Here is a 19,808-nt window from a genome sequence, read left to right as displayed (position 1 = left end):
ATATGAGAGAAGGCCGGAGCATCACGCCCCGGCCTTCCCTGTGGTGCTTGAGCTTTAGAAGTCCATTCCGCCCATGTCGCCGCCGCCCATGCCGCCACCAGCGGGGGCGGGCGAAGCCTTCTCGGGCTTGTCGGAGACGATGGCCTCGGTGGTGAGGATCAGGGCGCCGATGCTCGCGGCGTTCTGGAGCGCCGTGCGGGTCACCTTGGCGGGGTCCACGATGCCGGCCTGCACCATGTCGTCCACGTACTGGCTCGTCGCGGCGTTGAAGCCGAAGCGGGGCTTGTCGGAGTTGATCACGGCGTTGACGATGACGCTGCCTTCCTCGCCCGCGTTCGCGGCGATCTGGCGGGCGGGCTCTTCCAGGGCACGGATCAGGATGCGAGCACCCGTGGCCTCGTCACCCTCCAGGCCCTCGGCGGCCTTGCGCACGGCGGGGATCACGCGCAGCAGCGTGGTGCCGCCGCCCGCGACGATGCCTTCCTCGACCGCCGAGCGGGCGGTGGACAGTGCGTCCTCGTAGCGGTGCTTCTTCTCCTTGAGTTCGGTCTCGGTCGCCGCGCCCACGCGGATCACGGCCACGCCGCCCGCCAGCTTGGCGAGGCGCTCCTGGAGCTTCTCGCGGGCGTAGTCGGAGTCGGTGGTGTCGAGTTCGGCCTTGATCGCGTTCACGCGGGCGTCGATCTCGGCCTGGTTGCCCCGGCCGTCGATGATCGTGGTCTCGTCCTTGGTGATGCGGATGCGCGCGGCGCGGCCCAGCATGTCCATGCCGACGTTCTCCAGCCGGTGCCCGAGGTCTTCCGAGACCACCTGCCCGCCCGTCACAGCGGCGATGTCGCGCAGCATCTCCTTGCGGCGGTCACCGAAGCCGGGGGCCTTCACGGCGGCGATGTTCAGCGTGCCGCGCAGCTTGTTCACGACCAGCGTGGCGAGCGCCTCGCCCTCCACGTCCTCGGCGATGATCAGGAGGGGACGGCCTGTCTGCGCGACCTTTTCCAGCACCGGGAGGAGGTCCTTGAGGGCCCCAACCTTCTTCTCGTTGATCAGGATGAAGGCGTCTTCCAAGATGGCCTCCATCGTGTCGGGCGAGGTGATGAAGTAGGGGCTGATGTAGCCCTTGTCGAACTGCATCCCCTCGACGACATCCACTTCCGTGTCGAAGCCCCGGGACTCCTCGATGGTGATGACGCCTTCCTTGCCGACCTTGTCCATCGCGTTGGCGATTTCCTGGCCCACGGCGTCATCGTTCGCGCTGATGCCCGCGACCTTGCGGATGGCGTCGCTGTCCTCGACGGGCACGGCGAGCTGCTTGATCTCCTCGACGGCGACCGCGACGGCCTTGTCGATGCCGCGCTTGAGGGCCAGCGGGTTCGCCCCGGCGGCCACGTTGCGCAGACCTTCCTTCACGACGGCCTGGCCGAGGACGGTGGCGGTGGTGGTGCCGTCACCCGTGATGTCGTTGGTCTTGGAGGCGACTTCCTTGAGAAGCTGGGCGCCGATGTTCTCGAGCTTGTCCTCCAGCTCCACTTCCTTGGCGACGGTCACGCCGTCCTTGGTGATCGTGGGGCTGCCGAACTTCTTCTCGATCACGACGTTGCGGCCACGCGGCCCCAGGGTGACCTTGACGGCGTTGGCGACGGCATTGACGCCGCGTTCCAGGCTGCGGCGGGCGTTTTCATCAAAGACGAGTTGCTTGGGCATGAGGTTCTCCTTCGGAGGGGCTGTCAGCTGTCAGCTTTCAGCAGTCAGGAAAAGAAGGACGGGGCTTGGGCAGTTGCTTCAGCTTTTGCCGCTGAGGGCCCAAAGCTGATGGCTGACCGCCTCACTCCACGATGGCGAGGATGTCCCGCTCGTTGAGGAGCGAGTAGTTCTTGCCGTCCAGGCTGACTTCGGTGCCGCCGTACTTGGCGAAATACACCGTGTCGCCTTCCTTCACGTCCAGCGCGACGCGCGTTCCGCTGTCGAGCATCTTACCGTTGCCCACGGCCACGACCTTCCCGCGCTGGCTCTTCTCCTTGGCGGTGTCGGGGACGTAGAGGCCCCCGGCGGTCTTCTGCTCGGCTTCTTCGATGATCTCAACGAGAACGCGGTCGCCCAATGGTTTCAACATGGGTGTACCTCCTGTGAAATGGGGTGTGGGATGTGGCGGCCCCGCCGTGCTTCCGGCGGGTTTTTGCCGTTCCAGACGCAATGTTAGGTGCAACAGGCCGGAAATGTCAACTACCGCAGTCCGAGAATTTGAGTCCGGGACGCTCAAGCCCGTCTGACACGCCGCTTTTCCCTCGGTGTTCAGTATATCATAGCAGCGACATATATACATCGTTAGGATATATGTGTGACTCAGGTTGATGGTCTTCTGATCGAAAGGAGAAAGGTATGCCCCGACCCGACATCCTGACTCGGCCAGCCTTCGAGGCGGCCTTCGAGGGATTGAAGGGCGCCCCCGTCACGCTCGCCGTGCTGGACCTCGACCACTTCAAGACGCTCAACGACACCCTGGGGCACACCGAGGGCGACCGGGTGCTGAGGAGCCTCGAACGGCTGCTGTCGGGCAGCCTGCCGACGGGGAGTATGGTCGGGCGGCTGGGCGGGGACGAGTACGCGGCGCTCTTGCCCGAGACGGCGCCCGAGACGGCGCTGATCCTCTTCGACGAGGTGATCAGGCACTTCCACATCCACCGCGACCCGCACTGGCCGCGCACGCTGGGGCTGAGCGTGGGGCTCGCCGCCCGGCCCGCCCACGCTCACACCTACGCCGACCTGCACCGCGCCGCCGACGAGGCCCTCCTGAGGGCCAAACGCGAGGGCCGGGGCCGGGCCTGCATCTATGTGGAGAGCAAGATGGTGCTCAAGAGCAACTACTATCCCAAGAGCCAGCTCGAACGTCTCGCCAAGCTGTCGGCGGCCCTGGGCCGGACGGAGGCGTCCTTGCTGCGCGAGGCGCTGGACGACCTGATCGAGCGGCACCGGGGGGCACTCTGATGGGAGAAGTGGGCAGTGGTGAGTGGTTAGTGGACGGGGCAGGCGGCCCACGGCCCACTCACCACTTACCACTTACAGTCGGCTGGCACGCCGCCCTCTCCGAGGCCTGGACCGCCTACCTCCACGGCTCCTATCCCATCGGGGCGGTGGTGGTGAACGCCGGGGGCGAGGTCATCGCGCGGGGGCGCAACCGGCTGGGGGAACCCCGGGGCGTGGCGGGCGTCATCAGCGGGCACGACCTCGCGCACGCGGAGATCAACGCGCTGCTGGACCTCGCGGTGAAACCCCGACCCGAGGTGTACGGATGGACCGTGTTGACCACCGTGCAGCCGTGCCCGCAGTGCGCCGGGGCGATTGCCATGAGCAGCATCCGCGCCGTCGAGTACGCCGCCCCTGACCCCTGGGCGGGCTGCACCCGGCTGCTGACGGACGACCCGTATGTCCGGCAAAAGGGCATCCGGGTGGGCCGGGCTCCCCGGGAGGTCGAGCACCTGGCGCTGCGAATAGCCCTCGTCGGCTTTCTGGAGGAGGGGCACGCCTCCCTGGAGACCTCGCTGATGCGCGCCTACCGTCGAAGTCATCCGGCGGATGTGGAGTCGGCGACGCGTCTTCACGCCTCTGGGGCACTCGCCGGGTTGCGGGCCCGGGGGGCGACCTTCCCCGAGGCTCTGGACGTTCTCGGGGGTGAGGCGTGACGACGCGGGTGAAGTCGGTCAACCTCTCCCCCTCCCCCCACCGCACGGGCCGCGCCTGCGTCTGGGTCGAGCACGAGGGCCGGGTGCTGATGGTCGGGCTGGAGTGGGGCGGGTGGACCCTGCCGGGGGGCGGCATTCACCCTGAAGAGACGGGCGCCCAGGCCGCCGCCCGCGAGGCCTGGGAGGAGAGTGGGGCGCGGGTGGAGGTGACGGGGGAGGCGCTGACCCTCGGCGGCGGGGTGCTGTGCTTCCCCGCCCGCCTGCTCTCCCTCGAACCGAGCCCGGAGGGGCGCCCCGTCACCTGGGTCAACCCACGCTCTCTGCCCTGGGCGAACGACGTGCAACTCCGGCAGGTGCTGGCAGGGATGGGGGAGACGCCCCCCGCCCTGGCCCTCCCGGAACGGGTGTCGGTGGCGCTCGCCGAGGCGGAGCGGCTGGGCTTTGACCGCTCGTGCAGCCTGGAGGTGGGGCGTCTGTTGCGGACGCTCGCTGCCTCGCGCCCCGGCGGCTGCCTCGCCGAGTTGGGCACGGGGACGGGGGTGGGCGCGGCGTGGCTGCTGGCGGGAATGGACGACACAGCGCGGCTCACCACCGCCGAACTCGACCCGGGGCGGGCGAAGGTCGCCCGCCGGGTGCTGGGAGACGACCCGCGCGCCGAGGTGCTGGCTGGCGACTGGCGGAAAGCCATCCCTCACGGCCCCTTCGACCTGCTCTTCAGCGACTGTGCGCCTTCCAAGCGTGAGACGGAGAGCCTGGAGGTGCTGGTGGACGCCCTGCGCCCCGGCGGGATGCTCGTGCTCGACAACTTCAGCCCACCCGCCCACCTGCCCGAGGGACTCCACGCGGGCGACCCGGAGCGGGAGGCGTTGTGGAATTACCCGGGCTTGATCTGCACCGAGGTGGCGGTCAGTGCGGGCGAGCGGATAATCCTTGCCGCGAGGCGCGGCTGATGGCTTCAGCCCAACTCGGCCAGCACCTCGGACGTGGTTCTCACCGTGGCGAATTCGCCGTGCAGGCTCGCGAGGTGAGCACGGTGCAACTCGTCGGCGGTGAGGTGCAGGTTGCCGAAGGTGCGGTCGAAGGTTGCCGTGGCGTCGCCCAGCAGGGTCACGTCGAACCCCAGGTTTCCCGCCATGCGGGTCGTGGTGGACACGCAGTGGTCGGTGGTCAGCCCCGCGATCACGAGGCGCCCTATGCCCTGCCCCCGCAACTGTCCTTCCAGATCGGTGCCGATAAAGGCGCTGTTGACGTGCTTCGTGACGTGGCCCTCGCCGGGGCGCGGCTCGAAGCCGGGCTGGAACTCCGCGCCGTCCTGGCCGGGCCGCAGCGGCGACTCTGGCCCACGCGAGAGGTGCTGGACATGGAAGACCGGCCAGCCCTGGGCTCGCCACGCCGCGAGCAGGCGGGTCGCGTTCGCCTCGGCATCCGGGTTGTTGCGTTCGCCCCAGATGGGGTTGAGAAAGCCCTTCTGGATGTCGATGAGCACCAGGGCCGGCGGCGTGGGGGTGTCGGTCATGGCCCAGTTTCTCATTTCCCCGGGCAGATTGAAGCTACCGCCGCACCTCACTCCTCCTGCCGCAGCAGCGGGTACGGATTGACCGCCCCGCCCGCCGTGTAAATCCCGTAATGCAGATGCGTCGGCGTCCCCTGCGCGTTCCCGCTGTCGCCGACGGAGCCCACCACGTCGCCCGCCTCGATCCACTGGCCCTCCCGAATGTCCGCGTACCGTTCGAGGTGCGCGTAGTAGTGCCGCTGCCTGCCCGGGCCGAGCACCATCACCGTGCGCCCGCCGAGGCGGTTCTCGCCCACGTTGAGCACGACGCCGCGCGTGGTGGCGCGGATGGGCGTGTCGCGCGGTGCGAAGATGTCCACCCCTTCGTGACGCCGCCCCTCACTCCGGGCCGCCCCCCAGGTGTCCACGAGGTTCCGGCCGGGCAGGGGGTTGGGCAGGCTGCCCTCCGTCGGTGCGGGCGCCGTCGTCAGCGAGACGTATCGCCAGGTGTTCTGGAGCGTGGGCCAAAACAGATACGCGGCCCCCGCGAGCAGGGCGAGGACGATCACGAGGCGGAACAGGCGGCGCACGTCCCCAGCATCGGGCGGGGCGATGAGAGATTCGCCGTCCTGGTGGGCGTTCGCACAATCGGGGGGACGGCGGGTATCTTCCGGGGTGGAAGGCGGTTCCCCGGATGGCCCTCAACGGCGGCTACACCTACCGCGAGCAACTCGGTCCCCACGCGGGGGGCCTGACCGTCCTCGCGTACCTGACCCGGCACTACGGGCATTCCACCGAAGGAGTGTGGCGGGCGCGGCTGGAGCGCGGGGAGGTCCGGCTGGACGGGGTCATGGTGGACCGGGCGGACGAGCGGTTGCGGCCGGGCCAGGTGCTCGAATGGCGGCGCCCCCCCTGGGAGGAGGAGGACGTGCCCCTCACCTTCCAGGTGATCCACGAGGACGACGCGCTCGTGGTGGTCGCCAAGCCGGGCGGGCTGCCCACGGTGCCGGGCGGCGGGTTCCTGGCGCACACGCTGCTGACCTTGGTGCGGGGGCGCTTCCCGGGGGCGAGCCCCCTGCACCGCCTGGGGCGCGGCACCTCCGGGCTGGTGCTCTTCGCGCGGACGCAAGCGGCGGCTTCCACCCTCACCCGGGCGTGGCGTGAGCATGACGTGGGGAAACGCTACCGGGCGCTCGCCTCCGGCCTCGCCGAGCGGGAGGCGTACGAGATCACCACGCCCATCGGCCCGGTGCCGCACCCCCGGCTGGGCACCGTGTACGCGGCCAGCCCGGCGGGCAAGCCCTCCAGCAGCGACGCGCGGGTGCTCGAACGGTGGGAGGCGGAGGGCACCACCCTCTTCGAGGTGGACATCCGAACGGGCCGCCCCCACCAGATCAGGATTCACCTCGCCTCGGTGGGGCACCCCCTCGTCGGCGATCCCCTCTACGCGCCGGGCGGCGGGCCCCTCCCCGACCTGCCGGGCCTGCCCGGGGACGGCGGCTACCTCCTGCACGCGGGGCGTCTGGCTTTCACGCACCCGCTGACGGGCGAGAGGTTGACCCTGTGCGTCCCGCCGCCTCCCGAACTCCGAACCCGGGAGGAGCGGCGGGCCTCCGCCCCGTGACCTCGCTCCCGGTCTGCGCGCGGGAGGGCGCTAGAATCCCCCGGTGACGACTGTGGCCGCGCCTGGGGCGCACGTGTGGACCCTGGAGGGCGGACTGAGGGTGGCGTTCGAGCGCCGAAAGGGGCCGGGCTTCGCCTTCGACCTGCGCCTTCCCGTGGGGAGCGCCCATGACCCCGTGGGCCGCGAGGGCTCGGCGGGCGTGCTGGAGGAGTGGCTCTACAAGGGGGCGGGGGGCCGGGATGCCCGCGCCTTCCAGGACGCGCTCGACGACCTCGGCGTGCGGCGGGGCGGCGGGGTCGGGCCCGAGGCGACGCGGGTGGGTGTCAGCGGCCTCGCCGCCGACCTGCCTGGGGCGCTGACCCTGGCCGCCGACCTCCTGCTGCGGCCCGCGCTGCCCGGGGAGGAACTGCCCGTTCTCGTGGATCTCGCGCGGCAGGACCTGGAGGGGCTGGAGGACAGCCCGCCCGACCGGCTCGCCGTGGAGGCGCGGCGGGTCGCCTTTCCCCGCCCGCCGGAGTCGCCCTTCGCGGGCTTCGCGCACCCGGCGAGCGGGACCCCGGAGGGGCTGGCGAACCTGGACGCGGCGGGGCTGCGCGCCTTTCTGGACCGCTACGGCACCCGGGGCAGCGTGCTCGGCCTCGTGGCGGACGCCGAGCCGGGGGAGGTCCGCGCCCTCGCCGAGCGAACCCTCGCCGGGTGGCGCCCGGGCGACGAGGGGGGCGTGCCCGCCGAGTTCCGCCCCGGGGAGAGGGCGCACCTCCCCGACCCGGACGCGGAGCAGACGCACATCAGCGTGACGGCGCCCGGGGTCGCCCCGCGTGACGGGCACTGGCTCGCCTGGCAGGTGGCGCTCACAGCCCTGTCGGGGGGGAGCGCGAGCCGCCTCTTTCACGCGGTGCGCGAGGAACGCGGCCTCGCCTATCAGGTGGGCGCCTCGCCCGTCGTGCTGGGCGGGCGGGGGTTCCTGGCGGCGTACGCGGGGAGCACGCCCGACCGCGCCCCCGAGACGCTGGCGGTGCTGCTCGCCGAACTCGCCCGGCTCCCGGCGGGGTTGACGGAGGCGGAGTTCCACCGCGCCCGGGCGGGCCTGACCGCCAGCGTGGTCTTCGGGGCCGAGAGCGCGCGGGCCCGGGCGACCAGCCTCACCCGCGACGTGGCCGTCTTCGGGCGGGTGAGGAGCGTGGCCGAACTGCGCGCACAGCTTGCCGCCCTCACCCTGGACGAGGTGAACGCCTTCCTCGCCGGGTACGATCCCGCCGCCCACGCCACCGTCGTGACCCTCGGCCCGCAGGAGCCCCGCCTATGACCGCCTCCACCCCGACCTCCCGCGAAACGCTGACGCACACCCTGGAGAACGGCCTGACCCTGCTGCTGGAGCCGGACGAGGGCGCCCAGACCGTCGCCGCCGGGTACTTCGTGGCGACGGGGGCGCGTGACGAACGCCCGGAGGAGCTGGGCGCCTCGCACTTCCTCGAACACCTGATGTTCAAGGGTTCCGAGCGGGTCGGCGCCGCCGAACTCAACGAGCGCCTCGACGACCTGGGGGGCAACGCGAACGCCTTCACGAGCGAGGAGGCGACCGTCTACCACGCGGCGACCCTCCCCGAGCACGCCCCCGAGCTGCTGGACACCCTGACCGAACTCATGCGCCCGGCCCTGCGCCCGGAGGACATCGAGCCCGAGCGCGGCGTGATCCTGGAGGAGATCGCCATGTACGCCGAGCAGCCCGGCGTGCGCGCCGTGGACGAGCTGCACGCCGACTACTGGGGGGATCACCCCCTCGGCCACCTCGTCCTGGGCACGACCGAGACGGTGGGCGCCATGACCCGCGAGGCCCTCGCCCGCAACCACCGCGAACGCTACGGGGCCGAGCGGGTGGCCCTCACGGTGGTCGGCGCCTTCGACCCCGCCCGGGTGCAGGGATGGGCGCAGGGGGCGTTGGGGAGCTGGCGTGCCGGAACCCGCCCCGCGCCCGCGCCCCTTCCGCTTCCCCGGCACCCCGGCACGGTGCGGACCGTCCTCGACCCCAGCCTCGCGCGGGTGCAGGTCGCGCTCGCGCTGCCCGGCCTGAGCGCGGCCCACCCCCTGCGCGAGGCCGCCGTGGTCCTCGCCGAACTCGTCGGCGGGGAGAACGGCCTGCTGCACTGGGCGCTGCTCGACACCGGCCTCGCCGACGGGGCCGACCTCGCGCATCTGGAGTACCGCGACGCCGGGACCTTCGAGGGCGGCTTCTCCTGCGACCCGGACCGCGCCCAGACGGTGCTGGGCCGCTACCGAGCGGTGCTGGCGGAGGCGGGGCAGGCCGTCACCGACGCCGCCGTCCGCCGCGCCGCCCGCAAGCTCGCGGTGGGCACCCTGCTGCGCGCCGAGACGCCCCAGGGACGCCTCTTCTCCCTGGGCATGGAACACCTCGCCCTGGGGCGCCCGGTGGGCACCGACGAACTCGTGGACCGTTTCGCGCGGGTCACCCCCGCCGACGTCCGCGCAGTGCTGGAGCTGTGCCCCCTGAGCGGGCCGACCGTGGTGGCGCTCGGCCCGCTGGACGCATTGCGGTAGACGCTTCATAAACCTCAGCCGCTCCCCATATCTGGGGGAGGAGCGGCTGGCCCCTTTGGTGAGGATTATGAGTCCAGTCTTTATCTTGGACTCTGTCTAATGGCCGCAGAGGAGATAGGAGGTCTACGTCATCTCCTCGGTTGCTTCAACAAACTCTCAGTTATCTCATCCCTGACGATGAACCGACGCCTCCTCAACGATGAGTCGCGGCTGACAGTCTCGTGGGAAAAGTTGCAACGGGACGGGGCGAACGCTAGTATCGCCTCCACCGGAGATACGGTAAAGCGGTACTTTTTCTGTTCGTCCAACCTCACGTTGGGCTCGTTCTCTCATTTGGAGGCATCATGAGAACAGGAGCGGCTATAGTCTTGGTTTCGGGTCTTCTCGCCCTGAGCAGTTGCGGAACGCCCCAGCCGACCACCCAGGACACCACGATTCAGGGCAACGTGTTCGCCAGCGCCTCGGCGGGCGGGGCGCCGGTGCAGGGCGCCCGGGTGACGGCGAACCTGGGCGACTCGACCCAGAGCGTGATCACCGGCCCCGACGGACGCTTCAGCCTGAAGCTGAACACGGCCCGGACGGCGCAGGCCTTCACGATCACCGTCGAGCCGCCCGCACGCTCCAACCTCTACGCCTCCACGTACGACAACGTGCCGCTCGAGGCGTACCGTTCCCAGTACGGGGCGGCCAACGAGCTGAGCATCTACCTGGGCACCACCCGCCCGTCGGCGGCGCTCCCCGGCGCGGCCCCCCGGCGCGGCTGCCTCACCGGCCTGCTCAAGGACCTCGGCGGTCAGCCGGTGGTGAGTAACGCCCTGGCGGTCGTGTCCGTCTCGGGCGGCAAGCCTGTCCCGCGCCCGCTGTACGACAACTGCGCGACCGAACTCACGGCGATTCCGAACCTCGCCGCCGGGTTCGCCACGCTGCCGCAGCCGGGCGAGACGGGTCTGGTCATCTACGGTGGCAGCCGCGTCGTCCGCACGGACGCTCAGGGCAAGTACCTGATGCCGATCCAGACCACCCAGAACCTCCACGCCGTGTCGGGCGCCATGTGGGCGGGGAACTACGACGGCGGTGAGGAGAGCGAGACCTCGGCCTCCGTCTTCTGGAGCAAGTTCCAGTACATCCCCGAGGTCCCGGTCTTCACGAGCGGCGCGACCGACACGCGCGACATCACGCTGGAGGCCTTCGACCCCGCCACCAACCCGCGCGTGACCACCCAGCCCATCCGCTACGACGCGGGCGCCATCGACAAGGCGAATAACGCGGTCTTCGACGTCTACACCTCGCCCTCCTTCGAGCCCGCGATCACCTCGGGCACCTTCCCGCTCGGCGAGTACTACACCGTGGACCCGGCGGGCGGCCATAACCTGCGCGTCCCGAAGCTGGGGCAGGACAACCGCGCCCAGAACGTGACGGTCGAGACCAGCCTGTACCGCTACAGCGCCGACGGCGAGAACGTGACCGGCACCTCCAGCTTCACGGCGTGGCGTGACGGCACCAACCTGGGAGGGGCGCTCACCGCCAACTTCATCGGCATCCCGGCGCCGCAGGCCCCCGCCCAGGCGGAGGAGAAGACCCCCCGCATGCCCACGCTGAGCTGGAACAGCGTGCCGAACGCCAAGACTTACGTCGTCGGCGTGTACCGCGTGACCGACACCGGCGCGACCCCTGTCTGGGTAGGCTACACCACGAACACCAGCCTCAAGGTGCCGCTCACGCTGGAGGCGAACGCCGAGTACCTGTGGCAGGTCAGCACCGACGACAGCACCGAGATGCTCGACTACATCGGCAAGGACCCGCTGAGCGCGGAGGCTGCCCGCTGGAAGAGCGCGGGCGGGCTGGCGAAGGGACGCCACCTGGAAAGCGCCCTGAACACCTGGCGCGGTGAGGTCGCGGCGGGCGTCTTGCAGGCGACCGGGCAGTTGCCCCAGTTCCTCGGGGGACCGGCGGCGGCCTACCAGCGGCTCCAGGAGACGGGCTACCGCAGCTCGGACAGCCAGGAATTCACCTTCACGACCGGGAACTGAGGAGCGTCCATGAACAAACGGTTCTTTTCTCTCTTGGGTCTGACGGCCCTGCTCGCCGCCTGCGGCACCCAGTCCACGACCACCCCCACGAACGGGGCTGCCGCGCCTGGCGCGGTGGTGCCCGGCCAGATCATCGTCAAGTACAGGGCGGGCCTGACGGCGGCGAGCGTGAAGCCGCTGAGCAACACCCGGCTGCTCTCGGCGACGAATGCCGACGCCTGGGGCCGCCTGGCGCTCGTGTCGGTGCCGGAAGGCCAGGAGGAGGCGTACGCCGAGCGTTACGGCACTGAGAATGGGGTGGAGTACGCCGAGCCGAACTACCGGATCGAGAGCCCCAGTGACGAGAGCGTCTCCCTGAGCGCGCAGAGCGTGCGCAGCGGGGAACTGCGCGCGGCGGCGACCGGCTTCTCGGCGAGCGTGACGGACCCTTACTTCGTTCAGAGCCCGATGGACGCGAGCGGGAAAAATCCCTTCGACATCACCGCGAGCCAGTCGGCGAACGGGCGGACGGCGTACACGAACGAGAAGTACCTCTGGAGCATCTACCGCGTTCAGGCCCCCGCCGCGTGGGACGCGGGCTTCACCGGCAAGGGCGTGGTCGTGGCCGTGATCGACCAGGGCGTCGACCTCGGGCACCCGGACCTGGCTCCCAACCTGTGGCAGAACCCCAACCCGTCCTCCACGACCTGCCCCGGCCAGAACGGCTACGACTTCGTGGACGACGACACCGATCCCTCGGACACGGGCGGCCACGGCACGCACGTCTCGGGCACCATCGCCGCCGCCGCGAACGGGCAGGGCGTGGTGGGCGTGGCACCCGAGGCGAAGATCATGGCGCTGCGCGGCCTGGGTTACTTCGGCGGCACGAACTACATGCTCGCCCGCGCGCTGAAGTACGCCGCCGACTGCGGGGCGAACGTCGTGAACAACTCCTGGGGCGGGAGCCAGCGCACCCGCGCCTTCGGGGACGTGCTGGAGTACGGCACCAAGAAGGGCGTGACCTACGTCTTCTCGGCCGGAAACGCGTACCGCGACAACAACCGCCCGTCGTGGCCCGCCTCGTACAGCACCGAGATTCCCGGTGTGATCTCGGTCGGGGCCACGAGCAACGACAACCGCCGCACCGCCTTCTCCAGCGCGGGCAACTACGTGACCGTCGCCGCGCCCGGCGGCACGATCCTCTCCACCGTGCCGCGCGTGCAGGCTCCCAACAATCCCTACGCCTTCCTCCAGGGCACCTCGATGGCCGCGCCCAACGCGACCGGTGTCGTCGCCCTGATCTACCAGGCCAAACCCGACATCACCCCCGAGCAGGTGCGGCAGGTCATCACCTGGAGCGCGAACAGCACGATTACCGGCCAGAACAGCAAGCCCGACTACCCCACGGGCGGCTTCTTCGGCTACGGCATCGTGGACGCGGCTGCCGCCGTGACCTACGCGCGGGAATCGCTGCGTTAAACGGGCGATCAGCCGAGTCGACCACAATCAGGGGCGGGGGGCACGAGGTCATCCTCGGGGCCCCCCGCCCCTGTGTACAGAAAGGAGCCTGCCCTTGACCCTTCCCACCCTGTTCGCCGCGCTGCTGCTCACCGTCGTGCCGCCGCCCAGGCCGCCCGGCGAGCCGCCGCCCCCCGCGCCCCAGACCCGCGTCGTTCTCACGGTGAGCGACGCGGGCGGCCCGCGCCCGGGCGTCCTGATGCAACTCTTCCGGGTGGGCGTGGGGGGACGGCCGCTGCCGCTGCCGGGGCGCCCCGCGCTCGCCCGCAGCGGCGCGGACGGCATTGCCTCGCTGACGCTGCCCGTCACCGCGCCCCTGCTGGTGCAGCTCACCGACCCCGAGAGGAACGTCCTCGTGCGCCTGCCGCTAGGCGGCGGGGAGGTGGTGCGGGTCGGCGCGGCGACCTTCCGGCTTCAGGTCACCCCCGCCAGCCCGGGCCGCTGAATCCTCGGGCGGGCTACGCCGTCCGGGCGGGCAGGGCCGCGAGCACCGCCCCGATCACGCCCTCCAGGGTGAGCGGCCCGGTGTCGATCACGCGGGCGTCGGGGGCGGGGGCGCTCTGCGCGGCGTCGCGGCGGTCGCGCTCGATCAGGGCGGCCTCGACCGTGCCCGCGTCCTCGCCGCGTTCCTGGGCCCGGCGCTCGGCGCGGACCCGGGGGCTGGCCGTCAGGTAGAACTTGGCGTCGGCGTGCGGAAAGACGTTCGTGCCCATGTCGCGGCCCTCGGCGACGAAGGGCTCGGGCAGGGCGCGAAGCTCCTCGTCCACCCAGGCGCGGACCTCGGGCAGCCGGGCCACGGCGCTCACGCCCGCGTCCACCCGCGAGGAGTGCAGCCCCGGGGTCAGGTCCCGCTCGCCCTGCCAGACCCGGTTGCCCCCCGCCAGGGGTTCCAGCCGCAGGGGCCGCCCGCGCAGGAGGGCGAGGAGGGGCGCCGGGTCGGACGGGGGCAGGCCCGCTTCCAGGGCGAGCAAGGTCGCCGCGCGGTAGAGAAACCCGCTGCTCACGTAGGGGATGCCCAGCGCCCGCGCGACGCCCGACGCCACGCTCGACTTGCCGCTGGCGGCCACGCCGTCAATCGTCACGATCATCCGCCCAGTCTAGGGGGTGGCTCCGCCCCGTGGCCTCCCCCTGACCGTGCGGGCGCCCGGTTTCCCTCACCCGAACCCTCTAGACTCCCCGCATGAGACAGGCCGCCCTCCTCCTGACCGCCCTCCTCGCCCTGACCGCCTGCCAGAAAAAGGACACGGCGAACGCCGGAACCCAGACCGAGCAGACCGGGACCGCCCAGACCGAACCTGCACAGACCCAGACCGAGCAGGCCCAGGGCAGCGAGACCGCCGCGAAGCCCGAGACCGCCCAGACCCCGGCGGTCACCCAGCCCGGCCCGGTTCCTGCGGGCTACACCCTGGTCCCCTTCCTGAGCGACAAGCCGGTGCGCGAATTCAAGGCCGAGCCCGCGCTGACCCTGGAGGACGGCAAGGACTACTACGCCCTGATCGACACCGACAGGGGCCAGATTCTCGCCGACCTGTACGAGCAGGAGACGCCCGTCACGGTGAACAACTTCGTGACGCTCGCCCGCAACCACTTCTTCGACGGCATCCGCTTCCACCGGGTGATCGAGGGCTTCATGGCCCAGACGGGCGACCCCCAGAGCGTGGACGAGGGCAAGAAGGCCGAGTGGGGCACGGGCGGCCCCGGTTATCAATTCGCCGACGAGTTCCGCACCCGCCTGACCTTCGACAGCTCGGGCGTGCTGGCGATGGCGAACAGCGGCCCGGCCACCAACGGCTCGCAGTTTTTCATCACCTTCGCCCCCACCGACTTCCTGAACGGCAAGCACACCATCTTCGGCAAGGTCGTGACCGGGCAGGACGTGATGTCCAAGCTGACGCGCACCTCCGACACGAGCAGCGGCCAGGAGACGCCCATCGAGGGCGCCGTCCCCGACAAGATCCTGACCGTGCGAATCCTGACGAAGGGTTGAGGAAGGACCCCAAGGACCCCGGAGTGGGGGAGGGCCCGGTGAACGGCGAGGGGATGGAGGAGCGAATCGGCAGCGAGGTCGGGGTGGAGAGTCCGGGTGACGCCGTTGTCACCCTCCCGGCCCGGGACGACTCCCATCCCGAGACCCTGGGAGGCTGGACCCGGTTTGCCCAGGCGCGCGACCGCATCCTTGACGAGTACGACGAGCTGTTCCGCAGGCTGGCTGACGCCTGAGGGCTCACACCCGCCGGGGTTCAGGCCCTTCACGTCGCGCGGATCGGCGGCCCGGGGACAACCTGGGGCTTCGGGACCAACGCCCGAAGCGCGGTGGGGGAGCGGGGGCGGGCGTCGTCCCGCGCTTCCCCCTACAGCGTCCGCGTCGCCTCCACCCACCACCCCGGGTGCCGCGCCCGGATGGCCCGTGCCGCGTCGTGCGCCTGGTCGTCACTCCCCGCCAGCGCGAAGCACGTCGCGCCGCTGCCGCTCATCAGGGGGGAGCGCAGGCCCACCCGGGTCAGGGTAGCCAGCGCCTCGCGGATGGGGGCGTGGCGGGCGGCGACGGGGCCTTGCAGGGCGTTGAGGTAGGGCACCTCTCGCCCCCCCGTGAGGGCCGTCAGGATGCCCTCCACGTCGAGTTCGGGGGTGAAGGCCTCCTCCTCGTCGAGCCAGGCGTAGGCGTTCCGCGCGCTGACCTCCACGCCGGGATTGGCGAGCACCAGGGGCACGCGCGGCACCGGCAGCGGGGTGAGCACCTCGCCGATCCCCTGGCTGATCGCGGCACGCCCGAGCAGGAAGAAGGGCACGTCGGCCCCCAGCGAGCGGGCGAGGGCGGGAAGGTTCACGCCCGACGGGTACAGCCGCGCCAGCGCCATCAGCGTGGTCGCCGCGTCGCTGCTGCCGCCACCCAGGCCGGACGCGAGGGGGAGACGCTTATGGAGGGTGATGCTGGCGCCCTCCGTGACCCCCGCCGCGTCCAGATACGCCCGCGCCGCCCGGGAGACCAGGTTGCGCTCGTCGGCGGGGAGGCCCGCTGCCCCCTCCACCCGCAGGCTCAGGGTGTCGGCCGGGCCGATCTCCAGGTCGTCGCCGACCGCCAGGGGCACCATGACCGAGTGCAGTTCGTGGTAGCCGTCCGCGCGCAGGTCGCGCACGCTCAGGCCCAGGTTCACCTTGGCGGGCGCGAAGTACGTGTGCGGGGTCGGGGAGGAGGGGAGGGCGGCGGCCCCTTGCTCAGGCGTCATCGCCCCCAGCATCCCACAGCGACGCGACCGCGTGGGCCAGGGCGAGGTCTCCGGGAGTGGTGACCTTGAACAGCCGCGCGTCCCCCGGCACGAGAACGACTTCCCCCCCCAGCCACGCGACCAGCCCCGCGTCGTCGGTGGCGCCGAAGCCCCCGGCGTGGGCGGCCTCGTGCGCCCGCAGCAGCAGCTCGCGGCGAAAGCCCTGCGGGGTCTGCACGGCCCACAGGCCCTCGCGCGGGACGAGGCCCCCCCAGCGGCCCGCCTCCCCCCGCACCAGGGTGTCGGCGACGGGCAGGGCGGCCGTCGCCGCCCCGGTCTCGGGAATGGCCTCCAGCAGGGCGTGGACCACCCGTGAGGGCAGGAAGGGCCGCGCCGCGTCGTGGACGAGCACCACCTCCGCCGAGGTCGCCCGCAGGAGGCGCCGCACGCTCTCCTGCCGGGTCGCGCCGCCCGTGATCGCCCGTGCGGGAACCCCGGGCGGCAGGTCCTGTCCCTCCGGCAACGCCACCAGCACCTCGTCCACCAACGGGGCGAGGGCCGCCACACTGCGGGCGAGGAGGGAGCGGCCCGCGACCTCCACGAAGGCCTTCGGGCCCCGGCCCAGCCGCGTGCCCGACCCGGCGGCGGGAATCAGGGCGGCGGCGCGGCCCGCCAGCAGGCACGCGCCCGTCATGGGGCTTCCCCCCACCGCCGAAAGCCCGGCACGTCCAGCCCGAACTGGTCGAGCACCCGCGCGGTGACGAAGTGCAGCAGCTCCTCCACACTGCCCGGCGAGTGGTAGAAGCCGGGGCTGGCGGTCATGACGGTGGCGCCCGCGTCGAAGACCTTGAGCATATTTTCGAGCATCGGGCGCGGCAGCGGGTCCTCGCGCACGACGAGGACGAGGCGGCGGCGTTCCTTGAGGGTGACGTGGGCGGCGCGGGAGAGCAGGTTGTCGGCGAAGCCGTGCGCGACCTTCGCCAGCGTTCCGGCCGAGCACGGCACGACCAGCATCCCGTCCGTGCGGAAGGACCCGCTCGCCACGCTCGCCGCGAGGTCGCGGTCTTCGTGCGTGACGCTCGCCAGGGCGGTGAGGTCAGAGAGCTGCGGCCCCCCCTCCGCGCTCATCACCCGCTTGGCGCCGCTGCTGACGATCAGGTGGGTCTCCACTCCCAACCCGTGCAGGGCCCGCAGGACGGAGAGGGCGTAGGGGATGCCGCTCCCGCCGCTCACGCCCACCACCAGCCTCAAATCCAGAACCTCATGCGGGCAGGCTAGCAGGGGCGCGGGGGGGTAGCCTGTCGGTATGACGACCCCTTCTTCCGACCGGTTGGCGGTCCTCGAAGCCTACTGGCAGGGCGCCCACCTCGCGGACCCGGCCGCCTTCCTCGACCGGGCGCGGAACCTGTCGCCCGTGCTCCACGACCCCCAGATGGGCCTCGCCCTGCTGACCGGCCACCCCGAGGTCTCGGCCGCCCTCAAGAGCCCCCACGTCCGCACGACCAAGTACGAGGGCGGCGACGCCTTCCGGGCGAGCGAGAGCCACGCCGTGATGGCCCCGATGATGCTCTTTCACGACGGGCCGAGTCACACCCGGCTGCGCTCGCTGGCGCAACGGGCCTTCACCCCGCGTGTGCTGGAGGAGAGCCGGGAATTTATCGCGTCGCTGACGGACGAACTGCTCGACGAGGCGGAGCGGCAGGAGGAGATGGACGGGGTGGCCGCCTTTGCCGTGCCCCTCCCCGTCACCGTGATCGTGCGGATGCTGGGCCTGAGCGGTCGGGACGCCGACCTCTTCCGCGAGTGGTCGGCGTCGGTGGCGGATCTGCTCGGCGGGCTCGACGTGACGCCCGAACGCTGGGCGCAGGTCGAGGCGGACGCGCGGGCCATGCGCGCTTATTTCCGCACCCTGGCGGACGACCTGCGGGCGAGTCCCCAGCCCGGCCTGCTCTCCGCCCTCGCCGCCGCCGAGGACGAGGGGGGGCGGCTGAGCGGCGAGGAACTGCTCGCCAACGCCGTCCTCCTCCTCGTCGCCGGGCACGAGACGACGAGCAACCTGATCTCGGGGAGTCTCCACGCCCTGCATGAGCACCCGGGGCAGCGGGCGTGGCTGGCCGAGAATCCGGGGGAACGCGCGGGCAACGCGGTCGAGGAACTGCTGCGTTTCCTCTCCCCGGTGCAGAGTACGGGCCGGGTGGCAGTGGCCCCCCTTCGTCTGGGAGAGGCCGAGCTTCCGGCGGGCACGTTCCTCGGCGTGAGCCTCGCCGGGGCGGGCCGCGACCCGCGCGTCTTCGCCGACCCGCATACCCTCGACCTCGCCCGCGAGAACGCCCGCGCGCACCTGAGTTTCGCGGCGGGGGCACACTACTGCCTGGGGGCGAGCCTGGCGCGGCTGGAGGGGAGCGTCTTCCTGACCCGGCTGCTGACCCGCTTCCCGGAGTACCGGGTGCCCGCTCAAACGCTGACCTACCGCCCGAACTTCACCCTGCGCGGGCTGCGGGAACTGTGGGTGAGGCTATAGGCTCGCCGCCCGTGTCCACCCCGGATGGTCGGGCCGGCCCAGTCGCCACCGAATCCCTCGCCCGCGCCGTGTGGCAAATGGCCCTCCTCTCCCTCGGCGGGGCGGTGGCCCTGGGGTTCGCCCGGTTCGCCTACGCCCTGATCCTGCCCGCCATGCGCTCGGACCTGGGCTGGTCCTTCACCCTGGCGGGGGCGATGAACGCGGCGAACGCGGTCGGGTATCTGGCCGGGGCACTGACGGCGACCGGAATTGCCACGCGGCTGGGGCTGCGGCGGGTCTTCGCGCTCGGCATGGGCCTCACCGCCCTCGCCCTGCTCGCCTGCGCGCTGACGGGGTGGGCTCCGGCCCTGCTCGCCCTGCGCTTCCTGGCGGGGCTCGGGGGGGCCTTCGTCTTCGTGACGGGGGGTGCCCTCGCTTCCCTCGCCGCCCGCGCCCACCCCACAAGGAGTGCCCTGCTGCTCGGCGTGTTCTATGGCGGGGCGGGGGTGGGCATCCTCGCGTCGGCGCTGCTGCTTCCACCCCTCCTGATCCACGGGTGGCGGGGGGCGTGGGCGGCCCTGGGTGTCGCGTCCCTCCTCGCCCTCGGGGCCACCCTTCCCGCACTGGCCCGCCTGCCCGACCGTGCGGCAAGTGCAGCGGGGACGGGCCGGGGGTCCCTCACCCCGCTGACCCCGGCTTTCGCCGCCTACGCCTGCTTCGGGGTGGGGTACATCGCCTACATGACCTTTATCGTCGCCTTCTTGCGGTTGAGCGGGGCGGGCGGGCTGATCACCCCGTTCTGGGCGGTGCTGGGCGTGGCGGTCATTCTCAACCCGCTGGCGTGGCAGCGGCCCGCCACGCACCTCCCCGGCGCGCGGGCGATGAGCGCGCAGATGCTCACGCTCGCCGTGGGGGCCACGCTCCCCCTGCTCTCCACCCACCCCGCGACCCTTCTGTTGTCCGGGCTGCTCTTCGGGGGCAGCTTCCTCGCCGTCGTCACCTTCACCACCATCCTCACGCGGCGCAGCCTGCCCGAGCCCGCCTGGGGCCGGGGCATCGCCGCCTTCACGGTGATCTTCGCCGCCGGGCAGACCCTCGGGCCGCTGCTGACGGGCGCGCTGTCGGACGGGGCGGGGGGCCTGCGCGCCGGGTTGGGCGTCTCGGCGCTCGTGCTGCTGGCGGGGGCAGGGTTGGCGTGGGGGCAGGGAGGGGCGGGACGCCGATAA

At 71.6% G+C, this 19,808-nt stretch carries 21 protein-coding genes; 13 read left to right on the top strand and 8 right to left on the bottom strand.

Translation table 11 applies throughout. The features are described from left to right. Positions 1 to 54 precede the first annotated feature (54 nt). Together groL and groES are read right to left on the bottom strand one after the other, a co-directional pair. Positions 55 to 1,701, bottom strand: coding sequence for a chaperonin GroEL (gene groL / locus DAETH_RS13415; protein WP_264775379.1), 1,647 nt, complete (start codon positions 1,699 to 1,701; stop codon positions 55 to 57). A 121-nt stretch (positions 1,702 to 1,822) separates the two neighbouring features. After that, on the bottom strand, positions 1,823 to 2,110 hold the full coding sequence (gene groES, locus DAETH_RS13410) for a co-chaperone GroES (RefSeq protein ID WP_264775378.1): 288 nt from the start codon (positions 2,108 to 2,110) through the stop codon (positions 1,823 to 1,825). A gap of 266 nt (positions 2,111 to 2,376) precedes the next feature. On the opposite strand from groES, the gene DAETH_RS13405 reads away from it, so the two are divergent. Genes DAETH_RS13405 through DAETH_RS13395 form a run of 3 tightly spaced genes read left to right on the top strand, consistent with a single transcriptional unit; the run spans position 2,377 to position 4,627 of the window. After that, positions 2,377 to 2,982: a GGDEF domain-containing protein gene (locus DAETH_RS13405; protein ID WP_264775377.1), complete on the top strand. Its 606-nt coding sequence runs from the start codon at positions 2,377 to 2,379 to the stop codon at positions 2,980 to 2,982. Next, a complete protein-coding gene (locus DAETH_RS13400; protein WP_264775376.1) occupies positions 2,982 to 3,677 on the top strand; it encodes a nucleoside deaminase in 696 nt (231 codons plus the stop codon). The genes DAETH_RS13405 and DAETH_RS13400 overlap by 1 nt, the downstream gene beginning before the upstream one ends. Then, positions 3,674 to 4,627, top strand: a complete 954-nt coding sequence (locus tag DAETH_RS13395) for a class I SAM-dependent methyltransferase (protein WP_264775375.1) — start codon at positions 3,674 to 3,676, stop codon at positions 4,625 to 4,627. The genes DAETH_RS13400 and DAETH_RS13395 overlap by 4 nt, the downstream gene beginning before the upstream one ends. 5 nt (positions 4,628 to 4,632) lie before the next feature. Here DAETH_RS13395 and DAETH_RS13390 read toward each other — a convergent pair whose 3' ends face one another. Together DAETH_RS13390 and DAETH_RS13385 are read right to left on the bottom strand one after the other, a co-directional pair. Then, positions 4,633 to 5,193 carry a cysteine hydrolase family protein gene (locus DAETH_RS13390; RefSeq protein WP_264775374.1) on the bottom strand — a complete coding sequence of 187 codons (561 nt, stop codon included), beginning with the start codon at positions 5,191 to 5,193 and terminating at the stop codon, positions 4,633 to 4,635. A gap of 47 nt (positions 5,194 to 5,240) precedes the next feature. Further along, on the bottom strand, positions 5,241 to 5,759 hold the full coding sequence (locus tag DAETH_RS13385) for a M23 family metallopeptidase (protein ID WP_264775373.1): 519 nt from the start codon (positions 5,757 to 5,759) through the stop codon (positions 5,241 to 5,243). Positions 5,760 to 5,863: 104 nt separating this feature from the next. Between DAETH_RS13385 and DAETH_RS13380 the strand changes: the two genes are divergently transcribed. From DAETH_RS13380 to DAETH_RS13355, 6 genes are all read left to right on the top strand, one after another. Continuing rightward, positions 5,864 to 6,793 (top strand): RluA family pseudouridine synthase, encoded by a 930-nt coding sequence (locus DAETH_RS13380; RefSeq protein ID WP_264775372.1) that lies wholly within the window; start codon positions 5,864 to 5,866, stop codon positions 6,791 to 6,793. Between the two features lie 43 nt (positions 6,794 to 6,836). After that, entirely contained in the window at positions 6,837 to 8,099 is a 1,263-nt protein-coding gene (locus DAETH_RS13375; RefSeq protein WP_264775371.1) for a M16 family metallopeptidase, read from the top strand. Beyond that, positions 8,096 to 9,349, top strand: a complete 1,254-nt coding sequence (locus DAETH_RS13370; protein ID WP_264775370.1) for a M16 family metallopeptidase — start codon at positions 8,096 to 8,098, stop codon at positions 9,347 to 9,349. The genes DAETH_RS13375 and DAETH_RS13370 overlap by 4 nt, the downstream gene beginning before the upstream one ends. A 368-nt stretch (positions 9,350 to 9,717) precedes the next feature. Next, entirely contained in the window at positions 9,718 to 11,379 is a 1,662-nt protein-coding gene (locus tag DAETH_RS13365; protein WP_264775369.1) for a hypothetical protein, read from the top strand. 9 nt (positions 11,380 to 11,388) lie between these two features. Beyond that, positions 11,389 to 12,837: a S8 family peptidase gene (locus DAETH_RS13360; RefSeq protein ID WP_264775368.1), complete on the top strand. Its 1,449-nt coding sequence runs from the start codon at positions 11,389 to 11,391 to the stop codon at positions 12,835 to 12,837. Between the two features lie 94 nt (positions 12,838 to 12,931). Then, positions 12,932 to 13,321 carry a hypothetical protein gene (locus DAETH_RS13355; protein WP_264775367.1) on the top strand — a complete coding sequence of 130 codons (390 nt, stop codon included), beginning with the start codon at positions 12,932 to 12,934 and terminating at the stop codon, positions 13,319 to 13,321. Between the two features lie 13 nt (positions 13,322 to 13,334). Here the strand turns inward: DAETH_RS13355 and cmk are convergent, their stop codons facing one another. Continuing rightward, positions 13,335 to 13,964: a (d)CMP kinase gene (gene cmk, locus DAETH_RS13350; protein ID WP_264775366.1), complete on the bottom strand. Its 630-nt coding sequence runs from the start codon at positions 13,962 to 13,964 to the stop codon at positions 13,335 to 13,337. Between the two features lie 92 nt (positions 13,965 to 14,056). On the opposite strand from cmk, the gene DAETH_RS13345 reads away from it, so the two are divergent. Beyond that, a complete protein-coding gene (locus DAETH_RS13345; protein WP_264775365.1) occupies positions 14,057 to 14,863 on the top strand; it encodes a peptidylprolyl isomerase in 807 nt (268 codons plus the stop codon). Beyond that, positions 14,860 to 15,096: a MazF family transcriptional regulator gene (locus tag DAETH_RS13340; RefSeq protein WP_264775364.1), complete on the top strand. Its 237-nt coding sequence runs from the start codon at positions 14,860 to 14,862 to the stop codon at positions 15,094 to 15,096. Before DAETH_RS13345 ends, DAETH_RS13340 begins: the two co-directional genes overlap by 4 nt. A 131-nt stretch (positions 15,097 to 15,227) precedes the next feature. Here DAETH_RS13340 and DAETH_RS13335 read toward each other — a convergent pair whose 3' ends face one another. From DAETH_RS13335 to DAETH_RS13325, 3 genes are read right to left on the bottom strand one after another with little or no spacing between them, the layout of a single operon-like run. Then, a complete protein-coding gene (locus DAETH_RS13335) occupies positions 15,228 to 16,103 on the bottom strand; it encodes a 4-(cytidine 5'-diphospho)-2-C-methyl-D-erythritol kinase (RefSeq protein ID WP_264775363.1) in 876 nt (291 codons plus the stop codon). After that, positions 16,093 to 16,776: a 2-C-methyl-D-erythritol 4-phosphate cytidylyltransferase gene (gene ispD / locus DAETH_RS13330; protein ID WP_264775362.1), complete on the bottom strand. Its 684-nt coding sequence runs from the start codon at positions 16,774 to 16,776 to the stop codon at positions 16,093 to 16,095. The genes DAETH_RS13335 and ispD overlap by 11 nt, the downstream gene beginning before the upstream one ends. Beyond that, complete coding sequence (locus tag DAETH_RS13325; protein ID WP_264775361.1) at positions 16,773 to 17,333, bottom strand: UbiX family flavin prenyltransferase; 561 nt, start codon at positions 17,331 to 17,333, stop codon at positions 16,773 to 16,775. Before DAETH_RS13325 ends, ispD begins: the two co-directional genes overlap by 4 nt. Positions 17,334 to 17,388: 55 nt before the next feature. On the opposite strand from DAETH_RS13325, the gene DAETH_RS13320 reads away from it, so the two are divergent. Both DAETH_RS13320 and DAETH_RS13315 read left to right on the top strand, forming a co-directional pair. Next, positions 17,389 to 18,603 (top strand): cytochrome P450, encoded by a 1,215-nt coding sequence (locus DAETH_RS13320; RefSeq protein ID WP_264775360.1) that lies wholly within the window; start codon positions 17,389 to 17,391, stop codon positions 18,601 to 18,603. A gap of 11 nt (positions 18,604 to 18,614) precedes the next feature. Beyond that, positions 18,615 to 19,808 carry a YbfB/YjiJ family MFS transporter gene (locus tag DAETH_RS13315; protein WP_264775359.1) on the top strand — a complete coding sequence of 398 codons (1,194 nt, stop codon included), beginning with the start codon at positions 18,615 to 18,617 and terminating at the stop codon, positions 19,806 to 19,808.

The sequence above is a fragment of the Deinococcus aetherius genome (assembly GCF_025997855.1).
In the GTDB taxonomy this organism is placed as follows: domain Bacteria; phylum Deinococcota; class Deinococci; order Deinococcales; family Deinococcaceae; genus Deinococcus; species Deinococcus aetherius.
This window is presented reverse-complemented; position numbering and strand designations above follow the sequence as displayed.